We start from the raw sequence: 20,559 nt of genomic DNA, 5'->3' as shown, positions 1-20,559 counted from the left end.
ACGGCGGCGGCGGAACGGGCGGGGAGCGAACGACCGGATCGCGGAGCGATGCGTCGGAACACGGGTTCGTTCCGCCGCCAGATACGTTTATCTCGTTTCCTCGCGTGCCGTACTATCGAGGCACAAGGATGTCAGTAGGACAAGAACTGTTGGACGTACCGCTCCCGGACATGGTGCACAAGCTGGCGAAAGGGGGTCGCGGACGCCCAGCACGCACTAGACAAGAACTCGGTCGCGACCGCGCAGGCGCTGGCCGACGAGGAGGTCGACATCGTCACGAACCTGACGCGACACGTGACCGACAGCGGCATCACTTTCGACGACCCGGAGGTCGTCACGATGTCGCTGCTACAGGTCGGGCTGGCGCCGACGTTCTACCAGTTCAGCGAGGCGACCATCGAGGTGGAGATGGACATCAAGACGCAGCTCCAGACGGAGACGAACGTCGCCGTCGAGACGGAGTTCGAAGCCGACTGGGGGGGTCGTCAGCTGGAACGTCTCCGCGGAGGTCGAACACAACCGGAAGTTCGGCAAGGAGGTCCACGGGACGAGCCGGCTCGTGACGACGATGGTGCCGGTGCCGCCGCCGGAGTTCCTCATGCCGCGGATCGAGACGTTCGACGACCGGACCGACACCGACCCGTCGACGTGAACGCCGCGCGGACCGACGGATGACCGGGCGCGAGCGCGCCGCCCCCGTCGACGTCCCGTTCGAGGAGTTGGTGTCCCGACTCGCCGCCAGCGTCGCGGCCGCACAGGCGGAGTTGGACCGTGGGCTGGCCGAGTCGGTGCGGACGTACGCCGAGACGCGGGTGCCGGTGACGCCGCGGCTCGTCCGGACTCGGGACGCCGACGGGTCGGTGACGACGACCGCCGCCGACCCGGTCGACCGGTCGCTGTTGGAACTGGGGCTGACGCCGACCCGCTACCAGTTCGGGGAGGCGACCGTCGAGGTCGAGTTCGACATGCGTGTCGCCGAGGCCGGCGAGGACGACGGCCAGTCGGGCGGGGCGTACGGCCTCCTGGCCGACACCGCCGGCGTGGCGGCGGCGCGGCGGTTCGACCGCGAGGCGACCGCCACTGCGTCGCTGTCGGCGACGCTGGTGCCGACCCCCACACCGCCCGGACTCGCGCGGAGCGGGGCGACCGAAGACGGGGCGTCCGGTGGCGACGGCGAGTGACCGGCCGGCGATCGCCGGGAGGTTTTCACCGGTCGCCCCCCTACGTCGACGCGTGCGTCGAACGAAATCGACCCTGACGACGGTGGTGTTCGGTCTCGCCGGGGCCGCGTTCCCGGAACGAACCATCGCCTACGCGAACCGACTCCTCCTCGCCGGCTACGACAACCCGGAGGACCTGGAGCCCAGCGAGTGGTACGTGTCGCTCACGCGGTGGGTGTCGCTGCTCGTCGCCGCCGGCGCCCTGCTGGAGTTCCTCGTCGACCGGCGCGACAGCCGCGCCGAGAAGCGGGCGCGCACCGACCCCGCGGACGACGAGTAGGCGGCGGTCACTCGACGCGTTCGCTCGTCTCCTCGTACCGCTCCGCGAGTGCCGTGTAGTGGGCGGCCGCCGCGCGCGTGGGCGGGTCCTCCAGTTCCGTTTTCGGCTCCGCGGGGACGCCCGCGACGAGCGTCCGCGGCGGCACCTGCGTCCCCTCGGTGACGACCGCGCCCGCGGCGACGACCGCCTCCTCGCCGACGCGGGCGTCGTCGAGCACGACCGCGTTCATCCCGACGAGCGCGCCCTCGGCGACCGTGGCCGCGTGGACGATGGCGTTGTGGCCGACGGTCACCTCCGGTTCGAGCACGGCGTCCTCGTGGAGCACCGCGCCGTCCTGCACGTTGCTGTCGCGGCCGACCTCGATGCGCCCGTGGTCGCCGCGCAGCGTCGCGTTCGGCCACACGCTCGCGCCCGCCGCCAGTCCGACGTCGCCGACGACGACCGCCGCCTCGTCGACGTACGCGTCGTCGTGGACGTCCGGGGCCGTCCCGTCGAAGGATCTGATCACGGGTGCGGGTGCGGGGCTGCGGGGCTTGAACCTGTGGACGCCGACAGCCGACCGGCGCAACGACAGCGTACAAGTCCGCCGGGATGCAAGCGGCGGTATGGTCACGTTCCTCGCCGGCGGCACCGGCACGCCGAAGCTGCTGGACGGTGCCGCGGGCGTGTTCGCCCCGGAGTCGACGACGGTCGTCGGCAACACCGGCGACGACGTCGAACTCGGCGGCCACCTCGTCTGCCCGGACGTCGACACCGTCCTGTTCCACGGCGGCGGCGTCCTCGACACCGAGCGGTGGTGGGGGATCGCCGACGACACGACCGAGACGCACGCGGAACTGTCGCGACTCGCCGACGCCGCCGGGCTGGAGGGCGGCCCCCGGTACCTGGACGACGAGGCGCAGACGGCGGGGCGCGACATCGCCCGCTGGCGGCGCTTCTCGGGCGTCGCGGAGTTCATGGAGATCGGCGACCGCGACCGCGCGGTCCACCTCACGCGCACCTCCCTGCTCGACGAGGGACACACGCTCACCGAGGTGACGCGCACGCTCGCCGAGGCGTTCGGCCTCGACGTCGACGTGGTGCCGATGAGCGACGACCCGGTGGCGACGATCGTCCACACCGAGGACGGCCCGCTGCACTTCCAGGAGTACTGGGTCGCCGAACGCGGCGCCCCGGCGGTCGAGGACGTCGAGTTCCGCGGCGCCGACGCGGCGGCGCCGACCGACGCCGTCCGCGAGGCCCTGCGCGACGACGTGGTGGTCGGCCCCTCGAACCCGGTGACGAGCATCGGGCCGATGCTCGCGCTCGACGGGGTCCGCGAGGCGCTCGCGGAGACCACCGTCGTCGCCGTCTCGCCGTTCGTGGAGGACCGGGTGTTCTCGGGCCCGGCCGCCGACCTGATGCGCGGGACGGGTCGGGAGCCGAGCACCGCGGGCGTCGCCGACGCGTACCCGTTCGCCGACGCGTTCGTGCTCGACGACGACGACGGCACCGCGCTCGACCGACCGGTCGTCCGCACGGACACCCGGATCGGCGACACGGCCGACGCGGCCCGCGTCGCGCGGGCGTGCCGGGAGGCGCTGGAGGTGGCGCGGTGAGCGGCGGCGGGGGCCGCGCGACCGGGGCGGCGACCGTCGCCGACCTCGGCGTCGACACGCCGCTCGCGCTCGCGAGCCTCTCGGGCGTCGCGGACGCGGCGTGGGCCCGGGCGGGGGCCGCGTACGCCGGCCTCGCGTTCCTCGGCGGCATCGCGGTGGACGGGGCCGCCCGCGAGGCCGCCCGGGCGAGCGTCGCCGATCGCAACCGCTCGGAGTTCCTCCCGCCGGACCCGATCGCGTGGGTCGACGGGCAGGTGGCCGCGCTCGCGGACGCCGACCTCCGGGTCGGCGTCAACGTCCGCGCCACGTCGGTCGACGCCGTGCGGGGCGCGGCGGAGGCGTGTGCGGCCCACGACGCCGTGGTGGAGGTGAACGCCCACTGCCGCCAGTCGGAGCTGTGCGAGGCGGGCTGTGGCGAGACGCTGTTGGGCGACACCGAGCGGCTGTGCGAGTACGTCGCGGCCGCCGCCGACGCGGGCGCCGAGGTGAGCGTGAAGGTGCGCGCCGAGGTCGACGGGGTCGACCTCCCGGCGACCGCGCGGGCCGTGGCGGACGCGGGCGCGGACGCGGTCCACGTCGACGCGATGGACAGCGAGGGCGTGGTCGCGCTCGTGAAGGCCGCCGCCCCCGACCTCGTGGTGATCGCGAACAACGGCGTCCGCGACCGCGCGACGGCGCGGGAGTACCTCGCGGCCGGCGCCGACGCGGTGAGCGTGGGGCGGCCGAGCGACGACCCGCGCGTGCTCGGCCGCGTCCGCGAGGCGGTCGACGAGTGGACCGCGGCGTCCCCGGCGACCGTGCGTTCGGCACGCGGCCGCGGGCCGTCGCCGGGGGCGCCCCGATGAGCGAGGGCGTCGACCCGCCGCGGCGCGGCCCCGCGGCGAACGCCGAACTCGCGCTGCTGGTGGAGGTCGCGGGGACGCCGAAGCCGGGCAACGTCGACCGCCGCCGCGACCTCGCGGACCTGCGCTTCGAGCAGTTCCTCGCCGGCGCGGTCGGCGCCCGACCGGGGCTCGACCGGGCCGCCGCGGGCGCCCCCGTCGGCGAGGCGTTCGAGGCGGCCGTCGCCGGGATGAGCGAGCAGTCGGGCGGGAACACGCAGTTCGGCTGTCTCCTCCTGCTCGTGCCGCTCGTCCGGGCGGCCGCCGCGGACGACCTCTCCCCCGAGGGGGTTCGGTCCGTGTGTGAAGCGACGACGGTCGACGACGCCGCCGGCTTCTACCGGGCGTTCGAGCACGTCGGCGTCGCGGTGGCGGACCCGCCGCCGGGGCTGGACGCCCTCGACGTGCGCCGCGGCGCCGACGCGGTGCCGGCGCTGCGCGAGCGCGGCCACACCCTGTTCGACGTGCTGGCCGAGTCGGCGGCGCCCGTCGACGACGCGGGGACGCCCGGCGACGCGAACGCCCGCGATTGGGTCGAGGGGTTCCCGCGCGTGTTCCGCGCGGCCGAGGCCGTCGCGGCGGACGAGGGGCCGGTCGCCGACCGGGCGGCCCGCGCGTTCCTCGACCTGCTGGCCGAGGCCGACGACACGCTCGTCCGCACCCAGCACGGCCCCGCGGTCGCCCGGGAGGTCCGCGAGCGCGCGGCGGCGGTCGACTCGCTCGCGGAGGCGGAGTCGTGGGCCGGTGAGCTGGTCGACCGCGGGATCAACCCCGGCACGACCGCCGACCTGACCGCGGCGGCGCTGTTCGTCGCGCTCGAACGCGGGGTGACGGTGTGAGCGACGACGGGCGGGGGGCGGCGGACGGGCGGACGACGGAGCGGCGGACCCCGGCTCGGCGGACGGCGACTGGCCCGTCTCGCTCGCGGGCGTCACCGAGTCCGTCGTGGCGACCCTCGGGCCGAACGACCTGTGGAACGTCGCCGCGCTCGGCCTCCACCCGCCCACGCACGACGGGCGGGCCCCGGACGCGCCGGTCCGCGCCCGGACGTGGGGGCGGACGCGCACGTGGCGCAACTTCCGCGAGCGCGGCGGCGGCGTCGTCCAGTTCGTCACCGACCCGCGCGACTTCGTCGACGCGGCCGCGACGGTTCGCGAGGAGGAGACGCCCGTGCTCGACTCCGCGGACGCGTGGGCCGAGGTCGACGCCGAGCGCGTCGACGCCGGCGAGCGCGGCGGGACGCAGTGGGTGGACTGGCACCTGCACGTCGTCGACGCGGCCGTCGAGCGGACGGGCGTGCGGACGATCAACCGCGCGTTCGGCGCGGTCGTCGACGCGACGGTGGCCGCCTCGCGGCTGGACGTGCCGGCGTACGACACCGCGACGCTGCTGGAGCGGCTCCGCTACTTCGAGGCCGTCGTCGAGCGGTGCGGCGGGCCCGCCGAGCGCGAGGCGTTCGCGACCCTGAGCGCGGCGAGCGGGTGGCGGGAGGACGGCGACGACGGCGACGGCAGCCCGCAGGGGTAGCACGCCGCGCCGTTCGGCCCGGAACGAACGCTTTTAGTTCGCGTTTCGTGTACCATTGCACATGGCGATCAAACCGAAGTACGTCAAGCAGCTGGCGACGCTCCTGCTGGAGAAGTACCCGCAGTCGTTCAACACGGACTTCGAGACGAACAAGGAGAACGTCGCGAGGCTGACCAACGTCGAGTCGAAGGGCGTGCGCAACCGCATCGCGGGCTACATCACGCGCAAGAAGGCGTCCAGCGCGGCCGCGGCGTAATCGGGTATTCGACGTTCTCGCGACAGCCGCCCCGCCAGCGACGGCGTCGTCGCGCGCCGCCGCGCCGCCGCGTCGCCCCCCGACGGTGTCGCTCACACACGGAACCGACACCTTGAACGACGAGCGCCGCCGCGTGCCGGTATGTCGACCTCCTCGCTCGCGGACCGGCTCGGCACCTCTCCCGAGCGCGCGTACCTCGGGGCCGTCGCGGCGGCGGCCCTCGCGCTCGCGGCGGGCGCGCTGGCGTTCCCCGAGGCCGTGTACGACGGCTTCCTGTGGCACTACTTCTGGGGCCCCGTGCAGGCCGACGCCAACTCGGCGGTGTGTGCGATCCGCCCCGGCAGCAGCGTCGAGTACCTCTACTCGTCGGCCGAGTGTGCCGCGGCCGCGGAGCCGGTCGCGTACCCCGGCTACACGCTCGTCTCGGAGGCGGGCTACGTCGTCACGCTGTTGGTGGCGCTGTCGGGCGTCGTGCTCCTGTTGCAGCGGCTGGACATCGCGCGGACGACCGACTTCTTCCTCGCGCTCGTCCCGTACTTCTTCTTCGGGGGCGCGCTGCGCGTCGTCGAGGACGCCGACAACGCGATGGAGGCGTCGCTGTTCGGCTACCCGCTGAACACGCTGCTCATCAGCCCGATCATCTACTTCACCGTCTTCGCGATCACCCTCGCGGCCGTCGTCGCCGTCGTCTCGCTCCACCGAAACGGCGCGCTCGCGTCGACCGAACGGCCGATCCTGTGGATCGGGGTCGCGCTCAACGTCGTCACCGTGGGGTTCCTCGTCGCGCTCGCGCTCGCGCCGGACACCGTCGTCACCTTCTACGCGCAGGTGATCGGTGTCATCCTGCTGGGTACCGCGGTCACCACCGCGGCGACGTGGTACGCGACGAAGGCGGCGATCCCGTGGGTCCACTCGGGCACCGGCGCCGCCGGCGCCGTCGTCATCGGCGCGCACGCGCTCGACGGCGTCGCGAACGTCGTCGGCCTCGACTACATGGTCGCGCTCGGCGCCGGCCCGAACCTCGTCCCCAAACACCCGGTCAACCAGTTCATCGTCGACACCGCGGGCGCGGCGTGGCCGTTCCTCGTCGTCAAACTGGTCGCGGCGGTGTTCGTGCTCGCCATCTTCGAGGAGGAACTGTTCGAGGAGTCGCCGCGCTACGCGGTGCTGTTGCTCATCGCGGTGACGGCGGTCGGGATGGGCCCGGGGACGCGCGACATGCTGCGCGCGACGTTCGGCATCTGACGCCCGCGGCCCCGACGGGAGTCGGGACGCGGCGGGTCGAAACGCGGTCGGTCAGTTCTTCGGGGTCGTCTCCGCGGCGAACGTCTGTGTCTCGATGATCCCGTCGCGGATCACGAACGTGTCGGTCGCGAACTCGTACACCCGTTCGGGCGTCTCGGCGTGCCAGCGGATGTACGCGACCTCGCCCTCGACCTGCTGTTCGTCCATCGCGAACTCGACCGGCGACTGGGAGAACTCCGCGAAGAACTGCTCGAACAGCGTCTCGATCTCGTCGAGGCCGCGGAACGTCCCCTTCGTGCTCGTGACGACGACCGAGTCCTCCGTGTAGTCGGCCAGCATCTCCTCCATGTCCTGGTCCATGAACGCGTCGAGGTGGTGGGTGAGGACCGATTCGGTGTCGGCTGTGGGGCTGTGAGTCGCCATGGATAACCGATCGGAGAGACGACAGAAACGGACGTATCGGTATCGTCCGGGATGTTGCAGCTTCGGTGCACGGCGACCGACGGGGGTCGCGACGCGGCGACTTACTCCAGGACGACCAGCACGTCGCCCATGTCGACGGAGTCGCCCTCGCCGACGAGCACCTGCGAAACGACGCCGCCCATGTCGGCGACGACGTCGTTCTCCATCTTCATCGCCTCCAGCACGCAGACGACGTCGCCGGCGGCGACCTCGTCGCCCTCGGCGACGTTCACCGAGAGGATGGTGCCCTGCATCTCCGCCTCGACCGTCTCGCCGTCCCCCTCGACGACGACCTCGTCGTCGCCGTCGTCCGCGGCGACGCCGGGGCGCTCCATCCGCCCGGAGCCGCCGCCGGCGCCGTTCGGCGTCGGGATGGCGGGCGCGCCGCGCTCCTCGAGGCTCACCTCGAAGCGCTTGCCGTTCACCTCGACGGTGAACTCCCGCTCGGTCGACTCCTCGCCGTCGTCGGCGGCGGCGTCGCCGGTGCCCCACTTCTCCTGGGCCTCCGCGAACGTCGAGCGGTCGGCCTCCTCGTCGAGGTACTTCGTCGTGTGCGTGCCGCCGACGAAGCGCTCGTCGGTGAGCATCAGGCGGTGGAACGGGACGATGGTGACGACGCCCTCGATGTCGTACTCGGCGAGCGCGCGCCGCGAGCGGGCGAGACACTCGGTGCGGTCCGACCCGTGGACGATCAGCTTCGCGATCATCGAGTCGTAGTCGGTGACGATGTCGTCGCCCTGCCGGAGCGCGTCGTCGAGGCGGACGCCGATGCCGCCCGGCGGGTCGTACGTCTCGAGGCTCCCTTTGTTGGCGGGCGCGAAGTCGTCGGCCGCGTTCTCCGCGTTGATGCGGAACTCCATCGCGTGCCCCTCCAGTTCGACGTCCTCTTGGGCGAACCCGATCTCCTCGCCCATCGCGACGCGCAGCTGCGCTTTCACGATGTCGATGCCCGTCAGCTCCTCGGTGACGGTGTGCTCCACCTGGATCCGGGTGTTGACTTCGAGGAAGTAGAAGTTCGTGTCCGGCCCGAGCAGCTCGCCGTCCTCGCGCTCGAGGTCCTCCTCGACGAGGAACTCGACGGTCCCCGCGTTCGTGTAGTCGGCCGCGCGGACGCCGCGACGCGCCGCCTCGCCGATCTGCTCGCGCAACTCGTCCGACAGCGCGGGCGATGGCCCCTCCTCGATCACCTTCTGGTGGCGGCGCTGGAGCGAGCAGTCGCGCTCGCCGAGGTGGCGGACGTTGCCGTGCTGGTCGGCGACGATCTGCACCTCGATGTGGCGCGGGTTCTCGAGGTAGCGCTCGAGGTACACCGAGTCATTCGAGAAGTACGCCTCCCCCTCGCGCTTGGCGGACCGGAGCAGGTCGGCCGCCTCGTCGGCCGACTCGACGACCTTCATCCCGCGGCCGCCGCCGCCGCCCTCCGCCTTGATCGCGACGGGGTAGCCGTACTCGTCGCCGAAGTCGGTGACCTCCTCGACCTCGGTGACGGGGTCGGTCGTCCCCGGTACGATGGGGACGTCCGCGCCGTCCATGATCTTGCGGGCCTTCGTCTTCTCGCCCAGCGACTCCATCGCCTCGCTGGTCGGGCCGACCCACGTGATCCCCTCGGCGTCGGCGACCTTCGCGGCGAAGTCGGCGTTCTCCGCGAGGAACCCGTACCCGGGGTGGATCGCGTCGGCGCCGGCCTTCCGGGCCGCCTCGACGATCGCGTCCTGGTCGAGGTAGGAGTCGGCCGCGCGGGCCGGGCCGACGTTGTACGCCTCGTCGGCGTAGCGGACGTGCCCGCCGTGTTTGTCGGCCTCGGAGTACACCGCGACCGTCTCGATGTCGAGTTCCTCGCACGCGCGCATCACGCGCACCGCGATCTCCCCGCGGTTGGCGACGAGCACCTTGTCGAACCCCTGGGTTTCGGTCATTCTTGCGAGGTGCTTCCGCAGGGCGTCTACTCAAACCGTCGGTTCGGGACCGGTCACGACGCGACCCGCGAGAGGGAAGTCGCCCGCGGGGGTCCCCACCCGTCCCGTCAGAAGCGGTCGGCTCGCCCGCTCGCGGCCCACGCGTCGGTCGGCGCCCCCGTCGGCACGCGGGCGGGGCGGCCGCCGAGCGCGTCGAGTCGGCCGGCGAACGCCCACCGCTTGCCGTCCCACGTCTCCTCGCCCTCGGCCGCCGCGGCCGCCGCGGCCGCGGCCTCGCTGTCACGGATCTGCGCGCCGACGGCGGCGACGATGGCGGCCGCCTCCTCCGCGTCGGCGTCGTCCGGGAGCGTCAGGCGGTCGGCGAGCCGCGACGGCGCGAGGGCGTCCGGCTCGTCGGCCGCGTCGGGGTCGTCGGTCGCCATCTCAGATCGGGATGTTGCCGTGTTTCTTGTCCGGGAGCGAGTCGCGCTTCGACGAGAGCATCTCCAGGTCGTCGATGAGCCGCGGCCGCGTCTCCGGCGGCTCGAGCACGTCGTCGAGGAACCCCTTGTCGGCGGCCGTGTAGGGGTTGGCGAACTCCTCGCGGTACTCGTCGATCAGCTCCTGACGCTTCTGTTCGGGGTCGTCGGCGTCGGCGAGTTCGTCGTCGTAGAGGATGTTCACCGCGCCCTGCGGCCCCATCACCGCGATCTCGGCGGTCGGCCACGCGTAGTTCACGTCGCCGCCGATGTGCTTGGAGGCCATGACGTCGTACGCGCCGCCGTACGCCTTGCGCGTGATGACGGTCAGGAGGGGGACGGTCGCCTCCGAGTACGCGTACAGCAGCTTCGCGCCGTGACGGATGATGCCGCCGTGCTCCTGGTCGGTGCCGGGCATGAACCCGGGGACGTCGACGAACGTGAGGATGGGGACGTTGAACGCGTCACAGAACCGGACGAAGCGCGCGCCCTTCTCGCTGGACTCGATGTCGAGCGTGCCGGCGTTGACCCGCGGCTGGTTCGCGACGACGCCGACCGAGCGGCCGTCGAGGCGGGCGAAGCCGGTGACGATGTTCTTCGCGAAGTCGGCGTGGGTCTCGAAGAACGACCCCTCGTCGACGACGCGGTCGACGACGTTCGTGATGTCGTACGGCTTGCGCGGCTCGTCGGGGACGATCGAGTTGAGCTCCTCGTCGCGGCGCTCGGGGTCGTCCCACGGCTCGACGCGCGGCGGGTCCTCGACGTTGTTCTGCGGGAGGTACGACAGCAGGCGGCGCATGTGGTCGAGCGCCTCCTCCTCGGAGTCCTCCGCGAAGTGGGCGACGCCGGAGGTGCTGGCGTGCGTCTGGGCGCCGCCGAGTTCCTCGAAGCTCACCTCCTCCCCGGTGACCGTCTTGATCACCTCGGGCCCGGTGATGAACATGTGGCTCGACTCCTTCACCATGAACACGAAGTCCGTGATGGCGGGGGAGTACACCGCGCCGCCGGCGCACGGGCCCATGATCCCCGACAGCTGCGGGATGACGCCCGACGCCTCGGTGTTGCGCCGGAATATCTCCGCGTAGCCGGCGAGCGAGCCGACGCCCTCCTGGATGCGGGCGCCCGCGGAGTCGTTGAGGCCGACGACGGGCGCGCCGACGTCCATCGCCTTGTCCATCACCTTACACACCTTCTCGGCGAACACCTCGCCGAGCGACCCGCCGAACACGGTGAAGTCGTGGGCGAACACGAACGTCTTCCGGCCGTTCACCTCGCCGTAGCCGGTGACGACGCCGTCGCCCATGATCCGCTTGCCCTCCATCCCGAAGGTGTGGGTGTCGTGGGTGCGGAACTGGTCGAACTCGTGGAACGTGCCGTCGTCGAGGAAGTAGTCGATGCGCTCGCGCGCGGTCAGCTTCCCCTTCTCGTGTTGGCGCTCGATCCGGTCCTCGCCGCCCCCCTTCTCGGCCTCCGCACGCTTCTCGCGGAGCTCGTCGATGCGGTCCTCCATCGTCACGGCTGCTCACCTCGGGTCGAAGCGGACATTCGTTGGGGGCAGGTGCGACCACGCGCCCCTTAGGGGTTCCGTAACAGGCGACCGACCGGTCAGGTCCCGGTCAGGAACGCGTCGATCCGCTCCCACGTCAGTTCGACGCGCGCGCCCACCTCGCCGGCCGCGAGCGCCCCGCAGGCGTTCGCGACCGCCAGCGCCCGGTCGCGGTCGCCGCCGTCCAGCGTCGCCGCGAGGAAGCCCGCCGCGAACGCGTCGCCGGCGCCGGTCGTGTCGACCACGTCCGCGTCGAAGCCGTCGTGGGTGTCCGTGCGGCCGCTCGCGCGGTCGTGCACCTCCGACCCCTCGGCGCCGTGGGTGACGACGAGCGTGGCGTCGTCGCGGAGCGCGCCGTACGCCGTGTCGCCGTGTTCGTCCTCGTCGAGCAGCGCCGCCGCCTCCCGGCGGTTGCAGAACACCAGGTCCGCCAGCGGGAGCGTCGCCGAGAAGTCCCGCTCGGCGAACTGCCGGCCGGGCGCGAAGCTCACGAGCGCGCCGTTCTCCCGGGCGCGCTCGGCGAGCGCGGCCGCGACCGCCGGCGGCTGGTTCGTCAGGTGCAACAGGTCCGTCGCGGCCGTGAGCGCCCCGCGGGGGAGGTCGGCGGCCGTGAACGCCTCGTTGGCCCCCTCGTTCGACAGCACCATCACCTCGCCGTCGGCGTCGACGATCAGGTACTTGACGGCCGTCTCGCCGTCGGTGTCGACGAGGTGGGTCCGGACCCCCGCGTCCGTCAGTTCGCGGCCCGCGAGCAGTCCGGACTCGTCGTCGCCGACGGAGCCGAACAGCGCCGCGTCGCAGTCGAGCCCCGCGAGCACGGCCGCGACGTTGGCGGCGCTCCCGCCGCCCGCCTGGTGGCGACGCTCGATGCGCACCTCGCCGTCGGGCGCGGGCAGGCGGTCGACGATGAGCGTCACGTCCCAGTTGACGTGGCCCGCACACAGCACGCGCGGCCGGTCGCGGCGGCCGGCGCCGGCGAGGGCGCGGTCGCCCGAACGGTCGCGGCTCATGCGGACGAGGCGGACCCCGTCGTGCCGTCCGGCTCCTCCCACGGGCGGTCGGCGCTCTCGCCGAACAGCTCGCGCATGAGCGTGACGATGCTCTCGGGCGGGAACTGCCCCGACTCGGTGACGATGGCGTCGACGTACCGCGGCGGCGTCACGTCGAAGGCGGGGTTCTCGACGGCGATGTCGCCGATGTCCGCGCGGGCGTCGTCGGCGATCACCTCCGACTCGTCGCGCATCTCGATCTCGACGGTGTGGCCGGTGAGCGTGTCGGGGTGGAGTTTGATCGTCTGGGCGGCGACCATGATCGGGACGCCGCGCTCGCGGGCGTTGACGGCGAGCCCCGAGGTACCGATCTTGTTGACGACGCCGCCGTCGGCGGCGATGGAGTCGGCGCCGACGAGCACGTGGTCGACGTCGTCGAGGTAGCGGCGCGCGGCCGAGTCGACGACCAGGGTCACGTCGACGCCCATCTCGCGGAGTTCGGTGGCGGTGATGTGCCCCTGGTTGCGCGGGCGCGTCTCCTTGACGATCGCCGACACCTCCTTTCCCTGCCCGACGGCCGCCTCGACGCACGCGAGCGCGTCCGTGGAGTGGCAGTGGGTCATCACCGTGTCGCCGTCGCGGATGCGGTTCGCGCCGACGCGCCCGAGGTCGCGCTGGGCGCGGTCGAGGCGGTCGGTGAAGGCGGTCGTCGCCGCCAGCAGCGAACTCCGGAGCGTCTCCACGTCGTCGCCCGCCATGCGTCCGAGAGTGTAGCGGAGGGCGTTGGGCAGCGAGACGGCCGTCGGGCGGGTGCCGTACAGCCGTCGGCCGGCGTGTCGCATCGTCCGCTCGAAGGCGGCGGGGGTGTCCGCGTCCGTCTCGGCCGCCTGTTCGGCGACGGCCTCGGCGGCCGCGCGGGCGATGGTGGCGGCGCCGCGGATCTCCATCGTCGCGATGTCGTCGGCCGTCGCCTCGACCGCCTCGGCGAGCGGGGGTCCGTCGGTCATGGCGCCGACGTTCGCGGCGGTGGGTTATCAGTTGTCGGGTGTCCCGGCGTCAGTCGATCCGTCGGACGACGGCGACGAGTGCGACACACGCGGCCGCGACCGCCGTCGCGGCGCCGAACCCGGGGACGAGCGTGTCGGTCCGGCGGTCGATCGTGGTCGTGTGGATGTACGGCGTCGGACTCGTCGTCTCCGTCGGCGTCACCGCCGCGTCCGCGGCGACGACCCGCCCCTCGACCTCGGCGACGGTCGCGTCGTCGTACAGGACGGTCACGGAGAACGTGTCGCCGGGAGCGTGCTGGGAGAAGTCGTGCCCGATCGCGAACGTGCCGTCCTCGCGAACGGTCGCCTCCTCGGTGGCGATGAAGCTCGGCTGTGTCTCACCCGTCGACCTGAGTCGCACCGTCACGTTCGTCCCGGGGTCGAGGTCGGTCGTCCCCTCGATCGTCGCGTCCTCCGCCGCGTGGACACGGACCGTCCCGTTCACCGTGGTCACCTCGGTGGCGCCTTGGGCGGCGGCGACGCCCGCGACGCCGACGGCCGATACCGCGAGGACTGCCACGAGGACCAGTGTCGTCGTTTCCGTCGGTCGCATGTGACACTCGAAGGGTCGGACCGGTGTCAACTAAACACGACGAAGGCTCAAACGCGAGCTTTCGTCACCGTGCGAACCGTCCGCACACGGAGAGGCGCCCGACGTGGCCGGCCCTCGGGGCGGGTCTCCACCGGAGCGGCCGCGCGCCCCGCGTCAGTCGTCCGCCGGCGCGACGTCGCCGACGGCGGGCACGTCGATGGTGCCGGCGTCCAGTTCCTGTTCGACCTCGCGGGCCGCCTGCACGAGGTTCTCCATCTTCCCGTACGCCGCCTCGCGCGGGAGCAGTTTCAGCCCGCAGTCGGGGCTGACGGTGAGCTTCTCCGGGGGGACGACCTTCAGGCCCTGCTCGATGTTGGCCTTGATCTCCTCGACGGACTCCACCTCGGCGACGTGGGCGTCGACGACGCCGAGCGCGAGGTCGGGCGCGAACTCGCCGTCGGCGAACGTCTCGATCTGCTCGTAGTCGTCGTTGCACAGCTCCACGTCGAACTCGTCGATCGGGTAGTCGTTGATCTCGGGGTAGACGCGCGAGTAGTCCCCGTAACAGACGTGGAGGCCGATACGGACCTCGTCGGGGATGTCCGCGACGATGCGTTCGAGACACTCGCCGACGATGGCGTGGTCGTCCGGCGTCGTCGCCAGCGCCGGCTCGTCGATCTGGATGTAGCGGGCGCCCGCCTCGACGAGCTTCTCGATCTCCTCGTTCACCAGGTCGGCGAGGTCGTACGCCAGCGCCTCGTCGTCCGGGTACGACTCGTTGAACGCCCAGTTGGCGAGCGTGTACGGCCCCGTGATCGGCACCTTCACCGGGCGCGTCGCCACGTCGTCGACGAACGCGAACTCGTCGACGAGCCACGGCTCGTCGTACGCGACGTCCTCGACGACCGACGGCTTGTCGAAGTAGTTGTGGCCCCACACCTTCACGGGGCCGTTGAACTCGTAGCCGTCGATGCGTTCCGCGAAGAACTCCACCATCTCCTCGCGGCGCATCTCGCCGTCGACGACCGTGTCGAGGCCGGCGCGCTCGTGCTCGTGGGTGATCACGCGACAGGCGTCGTCGGTCGCCTCGGCCCACTCCGCGTCGCCGAACTGGTGGTCGTCGTCCTCGAAGCGGTCGCGGGCGCGGTTGAGCCACTTCGGCTTGGGGTACGAGCCGACCACGGTCGTCAGCAGGAAGTGGTCCGTCTCGTGCCCTTCGGGGCGGAACTGCTCGCGGTTCCCGGGGTTGCGGCTCACGCCTCCACCTCCGTCTCCGCGACGTCGGCGTTCGCGATCCCGGCGGCCTCCGCGAGCACCGACAGCTTCGCCTTGTGTTTGTTCACGGGCAGGTAGAACGTCTCGGTGTTGGGGGTCACGTAGGTGGTGTCGAACTCCTGGGCGGGGATCTGGTCGTCGACCCAGTCGACGCGCTCGGCGACCGTCTCGGGCTGCTCGACGAGCGTGTTCTGGCCGTCGACCAAGCCGAGCGCGATGTCGTCTTTCGTGCCGAGCTCGTTGACGCACTCCAGGTTCGCCTCGCGGTCGGCCGCGACGAAGTCGAAGCCGACGGCGTCGACGTCGGCGTCCATCAGGTGTGCGTACGCCTTCTCCTCGAACGCCGCCCAGTACGTCTGGACGACGACGTCGGCGTCGGTCGCGCCCGCCACGCGGTCGATCGTCTCGCTCGCGAGCTCGTTCAGGTCGTCGTCGGGCGCGTTCGTCACGAACGACGGCTCGAGGAGGAACAGCGTCTCGTGGGCGGGGAACGCCTCCACCTCGCCCGCGAGGAACTCGCCCACGGCGTCGAGGAACGCCGCCTCGTCGCCGTAGTGTTCGTCGGTCGCGAGGTCGGCGAGCGTGTACGGGCCCGGGAGGACGGCCTGCAGCGCGTCGTCGTCCCCGAGGTGGGCCGTCGCCGCGGTCAGTTCCGCCGCGACGTCACCCGACGCGGCGAGGTCGTCGACGACCCGGGGGTCGCGGTAGAAGTTGTTGTTGTCGTAGTAGCGGACGATGCCGCCCGTCTCGACGCTGTCGTGGACGGTCAGCGGGTGCGCCAGCATATCGTCCCACCGGCCCTGCCCCTCGACGATCCGGCCCAGGCCGGCCTCGCGTTGGTCGGCGACGACCTCGGCGCGGACGTCGTCGTACACGTCGGTGACGGCCGCCCCCTCGGCGCCGTCGATGAGGTCGTGTTTCTGGTGCCCCTTCAGGTCGGAGAGTTCCCCCTTCGCCCAGTCCGGGAGCGGATACAGTCCCGGAGTGGTCGCGACTACGTCGGTCATCGCTCACGGCTACGAAATGCCGACGCATAATACTTGTCGTTCGGGTTAATGTCTCACGGTAATTCTTCGGCCTCACTCCCGGTGTCGGAGCGCGAGGATCGAGAGCGTCTCGAACGGGTACGACTCCTCGGCGACCGTCTCCGCCCGGAAGCCGGCGTCGACGGCGTACTCGACGACGTCGGCGAAGCCGGTCAGCGAGGAGACGAGCAGCAGCGCCACGCCGTCGGGCGCGAGCGCGCGCGGGAGGTCGTCGAGGAACGGCTCGATGAGGTCCCGGCCGGACTCGCCGCCCGACAGCGCCGCCTCCTGCCAGTCGTCCCACTCGTTGTCCGGGTCCGTCGGCAGGTACGGCGGATTGAACAGCACCGTGTCGAGGGCGCCGTCGCGGAACGGGCCCAGGAGGTCCGCGCGGACGGCCTCGACGCCGCGGTCGCGCGCCCGCCGGGCGGCGTGGGGGTTCACGTCGCTCCCGATCACGCGCGTCGCGTCGGACTCGGTTCGCACCCTCTCGGCCACCCAGCCGGAGCCGGTGCCGACTTCCAGCGTCGCCCCGCGGGCGTGCTCGACCGCCGCCTCCGCGAGGAGGCCGGAGTCCTCCGCGGGAGCGTACACGGGCGCGTCGAGCCCCCGCCGGGCCGCGAGGGAGTCGCGAGTGCTCGTGTCGCGCGTCCCGTCGGACCGCGGGGCGTCCTCAGGCACCGTCGCCCCCGCGGTCGCCGCCGTCGGTCTGCGTGTTCGCGGCCGACCCGCGCGCGGCCGGGAGGTCCTCGCCGCCGGCGACGCGGAACCCGCCCGTCTCGGCGCGCCCGGACAGTTCGCGCTGCGGGTACGGGATCTTGATGCCCGCGTCGTCGAACGCCTCCTTCACCGCGAGCGTGACCCGCGTGCGCGCCTTCCACATCTTCCGGGCGCTGGGGTTGTCGATGAAGAAGCGCAGGCGGAGCCCGACCGAGGAGTCGCCGAACCCCGTGAGAACCACGTGCGGGTCCGGCTGGTCGAGCACCAGGTCGTGCCCGCGCATCGCCTCCTCGGCGATCGCGGCGGCCTCGTCGACGTCGGTGGCGTAGTCGACGCCGACGTCGAGGTTGAGCCGGAGCCGCCCCTTGCGCGAGCGGTTCACGACCTCCGTGTCGGTGACGACGTCGTTGGGGATCATCACGTACTCCTCGTCGAACGTCCGGATCTGGGTGTTGACGATGGTGATGTCGGTGACGACGCCCTCCTGGTCGCCGATCACCACCCAGTCGCCCAGCTCGAACGGCCGGGAGAACAGCACGACGAAGCCCGCGAGCACGGCCCCCAGCGTCTGCCTCGCCGCGAGGCCGAGCACGATTCCCGCGAACCCAGCGCCGACGAGGAGGTTGCCGGGGTTGACGCCCCAGACGGTGAACACGATCAACAGCGCGACCGCGTACACGCCGACCTGCACGACGTGGTGGGTGATCTCCGTCTGGTGGTCGGAGAGCGCCCCGTTCCGCCGGCCGAAGTCGCGGATCCCGCGCTTGGTCAGCCGGGTCGTCGCCGTCGCGAGCACGAGGATGGCGACCGTCAGGACCGTCCGGACGACCGCTCGCCCGGTGACCGTGTCGGTCGGGAGGACCCCGACGGCCAGCCCGACGCCCCGCCAGACGACGACGAGGAACAGGCCGAACGCCACGATCGACGTCGTGACGACCCCCGCCCGGAGCGACTCGATCAGGAGGTCGCTGTCGTCGGTGCGGGCCTTGAGCCACGGGCCGATCTGCCGGACGGCCACGACGACCGCCGCGAGGACGATCACCGCCACCAGCGACGCGAGGGCCCGCGATTCGGGCGTGGGGAACGCCGCCTGGATCGCGTCGACGAGCGCCGCGAGGCTCTCGATGACCGGGCTCGGCTCGGACGCGCCGCCGTCGGTCTGTGTCACTGTCCCGGGCCGACCTCGGTCGTCTCGGCGGCCAACTCCGCGAGCGCGGCGAACTCGGCGGGCGGGAGGTCGCCCGGCCGCTTCGACAGGAGCGCTTCGTCGGCGGCGGCGACGACCGCGTCGCCGTCGGCGAGGCCGGAGATGTGGACCGTGTTGCGGATCGCGTTGCGCACGGTCTTGCGTCGCTGAGTGAACAGCGCCTTCACGAACCGGAGGAAGAACGCCTCGTCGTCGACCTCGTAGTCGGGGTCACGGGGGACACACCGGACGACCGCGCTGTCGACGCGCGGCTGCGGGTCGAACGCCTCCGGCGGGATGCGCTCGACGATCTCGACGTCGGCGTAGTGTTGGGTCGACACGGACAGCCGGCCGTACTCGGGGGTCCCCGGCTCGGCCACCATCCGGTCGGCGAACTCCGCCTGGAACATCAACACGAGCGGCTTCCCGAGGGGGAGGAGCCGGAACGTCACCTCCGAGGAGACGCCGTACGGGAGGTTCGAGACGGACGCGGAGAAGTCGGGGAGCTCGACGTCGAGGGCGTCGCCGGCGACGACGTCGAGGGCGCCGGCGGCGACCGCGTCGGCGAACTCCTCGCGCAGGAACGCGGCGAGGTCGCGGTCGCGCTCGACGACCGTGACCCGGTCGCCCGCCGCGAGCAGTCGGTCGGTGAGCGCCCCCGTCCCGCCGCCGATCTCCAGCAGGTGCGAGCGGTCGGCGTCCGCGGGGAGGTAGCCGGCCAGCCGGTCGAGTACGCGGTCGTCGACGAGGAAGTGCTGGTCGCGGTCGGGGTCGCCGCGCACGCCCGCGCGGCGCCGGAGGTCGTCCGGGTCGCGGAACTCGGGGGTGGCGTCGGTCATTGGCCGCCGTTCGCGGTCGACGGGTGTAAAGCCGTCCATAGCCGGACGCGCCGGACGACGGGCCGCCGCCGGGACGGCGGCGTCGGCCTCAGGTCTTGTTCGCGGTCGGCGCGTCCACGCCGACGAAGATCCGGTACTTCAGGTCGTCGTCGCGCAGTTCCTCCATGACGCGCTCGACGAGCGTCCCCTTCGGGTCGTGGAGGCCGGAGACGCGCTCGCTCACGTCCGCGAACGACTCGAACGGGCCGCGCTTGCGCGCCTCGAGGACGTTGTTGCGCAGTTTCTTGCCGATCCCCGGCAGGAGGTTCAGCTGGTGGAGGCGGAGGGTGATCGGCTCGGCGTCGTTGTAGAAGTCGACGAACCGGCGCTCGTTCGACTCGACGATGTCCGCGACGACGTACTCCAGTTCTTGGCGCGCGCCGCGGTTGAGGTCGTCGTACCCCACCCGTCGCGCGCGTTTGATCCCGTCGGCGGTGGTCGGCTCGATCCGGACGAGGTCGTCGATGCCGAACTCGGCGTCGTCGGTCAACTCGAACTCGAACAGCCGGAAGTCGCGCTCGCCGAGCCCGTAGGCGACCGCCGGGCGGCGGTGCTGGGGACGGTCGTCGTCGGCGCGGCCGTGCGGGAGGTACTCGAGGACGTACGCGTGGACGGCGTCCGACTCGGGGTCGTCGTCCGCGCTCGCCCCCTCGGCGACCGCGGCGTCCGACGGCCCGTCCGCTGATCCCGGGTCGGTCTCGTCGTTCATACGGGCCGATAGGTCGCCGGAGTTGATAAAGTGTCGTCGCCGTCGCCGCGTCACGGTGACGGCCGCCGAGTCGACGGTCGGGGAGCGGGGGTCGGTTACGCGTACTTCGCGACGACGTCGAGGATCGCGTCGAGCTCGTCGCCGTCGAGCGCGTAGCGCTCCTGTGCGTACACGGCGCGGACCTCCGTGCGGTCGCGCGGCAGCAGGTCGGCGATCTTGTACGCCTGCGGTTCGTCCACCTTCTCCAGCTCCAGCAGCTCTTCGACCAGCTCCAGCGACTCGTCGGGGCCGAGGAACGCGAAGCGGTTGACGTGGTCGACCGCCCGCGCCAGTTCGTAGCGCATCTCGCGGTCCTCGTCGGCCGCGCGCTCCGCCTCGACCGCGCTCAGCAGCTCCTTCGCCTGCGAGACGGTGAGGTACTCCTCGGACAGTTTCTCCTTGAAGATCGTCATCGCGTCACTCGGTCTGGGCCTTCAGGTGCGCGGGCTTGGCGATGATCGTCTTGGCCTTGGAGCCGTCGACGATCTCGACTTTGAACGCGGCGCCCTGCTTGCCCACGACGGTCCCGGTGTGGCCGTTGAAGCGCGGGTGGAAGCGGCCGTCCGAGACCGAGGGGTCCAGCTTGAGGTGGACCTTCTGGCCCTCGTCGAACTCCGCGATCGCGCGCTGGGGCGGCGAGGTCCCGCGGTCGCGCGGGTCGTTCGAGAGCTTTCCACGAGTGCCCTTGAGGGGTCCGTTCGAACTCGGCATAGTCGTGCGAGAGCGTTCTCCTGTCGGGCGTATAAATGGTGCGTTCCGCGGTTCCGGTGT

25 protein-coding genes are annotated in these 20,559 nt (G+C 72.1%); 9 read left to right on the top strand and 16 right to left on the bottom strand.

Going from position 1 to position 20,559, the window contains the following annotated elements:
- Positions 1-294: 294 nt before the first annotated feature.
- The 3 genes from P0R35_RS05235 to P0R35_RS05225 are packed head-to-tail and all read left to right on the top strand — an operon-like array spanning position 295 to position 1,500.
- Positions 295-675 (top strand): hypothetical protein, encoded by a 381-nt coding sequence (locus P0R35_RS05235; RefSeq protein WP_284014158.1) that lies wholly within the window; start codon positions 295-297, stop codon positions 673-675.
- Entirely contained in the window at positions 672-1,181 is a 510-nt protein-coding gene (locus P0R35_RS05230; protein WP_284014157.1) for a hypothetical protein, read from the top strand. Before P0R35_RS05235 ends, P0R35_RS05230 begins: the two co-directional genes overlap by 4 nt.
- Positions 1,182-1,233: 52 nt before the next feature.
- Positions 1,234-1,500 (top strand): DUF6199 family natural product biosynthesis protein, encoded by a 267-nt coding sequence (locus P0R35_RS05225; RefSeq protein WP_284014156.1) that lies wholly within the window; start codon positions 1,234-1,236, stop codon positions 1,498-1,500.
- A 7-nt stretch (positions 1,501-1,507) separates the two neighbouring features.
- Here the strand turns inward: P0R35_RS05225 and P0R35_RS05220 are convergent, their stop codons facing one another.
- Positions 1,508-2,008 (bottom strand): gamma carbonic anhydrase family protein, encoded by a 501-nt coding sequence (locus P0R35_RS05220; RefSeq protein ID WP_284014155.1) that lies wholly within the window; start codon positions 2,006-2,008, stop codon positions 1,508-1,510.
- A gap of 97 nt (positions 2,009-2,105) precedes the next feature.
- On the opposite strand from P0R35_RS05220, the gene cofD reads away from it, so the two are divergent.
- The 6 genes from cofD (at position 2,106) to P0R35_RS05190 (ending at position 7,007) form a co-directional block, all read left to right on the top strand.
- On the top strand, positions 2,106-3,098 hold the full coding sequence (gene cofD, locus P0R35_RS05215) for a 2-phospho-L-lactate transferase (RefSeq protein ID WP_284014154.1): 993 nt from the start codon (positions 2,106-2,108) through the stop codon (positions 3,096-3,098).
- Complete coding sequence (locus P0R35_RS05210) at positions 3,095-3,943, top strand: tRNA-dihydrouridine synthase (protein ID WP_284014153.1); 849 nt, start codon at positions 3,095-3,097, stop codon at positions 3,941-3,943. The genes cofD and P0R35_RS05210 overlap by 4 nt, the downstream gene beginning before the upstream one ends.
- A complete protein-coding gene (locus P0R35_RS05205; RefSeq protein ID WP_284014152.1) occupies positions 3,940-4,818 on the top strand; it encodes a triphosphoribosyl-dephospho-CoA synthase in 879 nt (292 codons plus the stop codon). The genes P0R35_RS05210 and P0R35_RS05205 overlap by 4 nt, the downstream gene beginning before the upstream one ends.
- A gap of 106 nt (positions 4,819-4,924) precedes the next feature.
- Entirely contained in the window at positions 4,925-5,506 is a 582-nt protein-coding gene (locus P0R35_RS05200; RefSeq protein ID WP_284014151.1) for a DUF447 domain-containing protein, read from the top strand.
- Positions 5,507-5,567: 61 nt separating this feature from the next.
- Positions 5,568-5,762, top strand: a complete 195-nt coding sequence (locus tag P0R35_RS05195) for a 30S ribosomal protein S17e (protein WP_284014150.1) — start codon at positions 5,568-5,570, stop codon at positions 5,760-5,762.
- A 141-nt stretch (positions 5,763-5,903) separates the two neighbouring features.
- Positions 5,904-7,007, top strand: coding sequence for a DUF63 family protein (locus P0R35_RS05190; protein ID WP_284014149.1), 1,104 nt, complete (start codon positions 5,904-5,906; stop codon positions 7,005-7,007).
- A 51-nt stretch (positions 7,008-7,058) separates the two neighbouring features.
- Here P0R35_RS05190 and P0R35_RS05185 read toward each other — a convergent pair whose 3' ends face one another.
- From P0R35_RS05185 to P0R35_RS05115, 15 genes are all read right to left on the bottom strand, one after another.
- Complete coding sequence (locus P0R35_RS05185) at positions 7,059-7,430, bottom strand: nuclear transport factor 2 family protein (protein WP_284014148.1); 372 nt, start codon at positions 7,428-7,430, stop codon at positions 7,059-7,061.
- A gap of 101 nt (positions 7,431-7,531) precedes the next feature.
- The gene (locus P0R35_RS05180) at positions 7,532-9,385 is read right to left on the bottom strand and encodes an acetyl-CoA carboxylase biotin carboxylase subunit (RefSeq protein WP_284014147.1); all 1,854 of its coding nucleotides are present in this window, start codon (positions 9,383-9,385) and stop codon (positions 7,532-7,534) included.
- A 107-nt stretch (positions 9,386-9,492) separates the two neighbouring features.
- Entirely contained in the window at positions 9,493-9,807 is a 315-nt protein-coding gene (locus P0R35_RS05175) for a DUF8022 family protein (protein ID WP_284014146.1), read from the bottom strand.
- 1 nt (position 9,808) lies between these two features.
- Positions 9,809-11,353 (bottom strand): acyl-CoA carboxylase subunit beta, encoded by a 1,545-nt coding sequence (locus P0R35_RS05170; protein WP_284014569.1) that lies wholly within the window; start codon positions 11,351-11,353, stop codon positions 9,809-9,811.
- Between the two features lie 95 nt (positions 11,354-11,448).
- A complete protein-coding gene (locus P0R35_RS05165) occupies positions 11,449-12,399 on the bottom strand; it encodes an ATP-dependent ribose-1-phosphate kinase (RefSeq protein ID WP_284014145.1) in 951 nt (316 codons plus the stop codon).
- On the bottom strand, positions 12,396-13,385 hold the full coding sequence (locus P0R35_RS05160) for a ribose 1,5-bisphosphate isomerase (RefSeq protein ID WP_284014144.1): 990 nt from the start codon (positions 13,383-13,385) through the stop codon (positions 12,396-12,398). Before P0R35_RS05160 ends, P0R35_RS05165 begins: the two co-directional genes overlap by 4 nt.
- A 49-nt stretch (positions 13,386-13,434) precedes the next feature.
- The gene (locus P0R35_RS05155; protein ID WP_284014143.1) at positions 13,435-13,977 is read right to left on the bottom strand and encodes a BGTF surface domain-containing protein; all 543 of its coding nucleotides are present in this window, start codon (positions 13,975-13,977) and stop codon (positions 13,435-13,437) included.
- Between the two features lie 153 nt (positions 13,978-14,130).
- Positions 14,131-15,213, bottom strand: a complete 1,083-nt coding sequence (locus P0R35_RS05150; protein ID WP_284014142.1) for a methionine synthase — start codon at positions 15,211-15,213, stop codon at positions 14,131-14,133.
- On the bottom strand, positions 15,210-16,238 hold the full coding sequence (locus P0R35_RS05145) for a 5-methyltetrahydropteroyltriglutamate--homocysteine methyltransferase (RefSeq protein ID WP_284014141.1): 1,029 nt from the start codon (positions 16,236-16,238) through the stop codon (positions 15,210-15,212). The genes P0R35_RS05150 and P0R35_RS05145 overlap by 4 nt, the downstream gene beginning before the upstream one ends.
- Positions 16,239-16,310: 72 nt before the next feature.
- Positions 16,311-16,937: a HemK2/MTQ2 family protein methyltransferase gene (locus tag P0R35_RS05140; protein ID WP_284014140.1), complete on the bottom strand. Its 627-nt coding sequence runs from the start codon at positions 16,935-16,937 to the stop codon at positions 16,311-16,313.
- Positions 16,930-18,144 (bottom strand): mechanosensitive ion channel family protein, encoded by a 1,215-nt coding sequence (locus tag P0R35_RS05135; RefSeq protein ID WP_284014139.1) that lies wholly within the window; start codon positions 18,142-18,144, stop codon positions 16,930-16,932. Before P0R35_RS05135 ends, P0R35_RS05140 begins: the two co-directional genes overlap by 8 nt.
- On the bottom strand, positions 18,141-19,001 hold the full coding sequence (locus P0R35_RS05130; protein WP_284014138.1) for a 16S ribosomal RNA methyltransferase A: 861 nt from the start codon (positions 18,999-19,001) through the stop codon (positions 18,141-18,143). Before P0R35_RS05130 ends, P0R35_RS05135 begins: the two co-directional genes overlap by 4 nt.
- 88 nt (positions 19,002-19,089) lie before the next feature.
- Positions 19,090-19,749: a DUF655 domain-containing protein gene (locus tag P0R35_RS05125; RefSeq protein ID WP_284014137.1), complete on the bottom strand. Its 660-nt coding sequence runs from the start codon at positions 19,747-19,749 to the stop codon at positions 19,090-19,092.
- A 95-nt stretch (positions 19,750-19,844) separates the two neighbouring features.
- Entirely contained in the window at positions 19,845-20,201 is a 357-nt protein-coding gene (locus tag P0R35_RS05120) for an RNA polymerase Rpb4 family protein (protein ID WP_284014136.1), read from the bottom strand.
- Between the two features lie 4 nt (positions 20,202-20,205).
- Positions 20,206-20,499 carry a 50S ribosomal protein L21e gene (locus P0R35_RS05115; protein WP_284014135.1) on the bottom strand — a complete coding sequence of 98 codons (294 nt, stop codon included), beginning with the start codon at positions 20,497-20,499 and terminating at the stop codon, positions 20,206-20,208.
- Between the last annotated feature and the right edge of the window lie 60 nt (positions 20,500-20,559).

Source organism: Halobaculum litoreum, from assembly GCF_030127125.1.
Lineage (GTDB): Archaea > Halobacteriota > Halobacteria > Halobacteriales > Haloferacaceae > Halobaculum > Halobaculum litoreum.
This window is presented reverse-complemented; position numbering and strand designations above follow the sequence as displayed.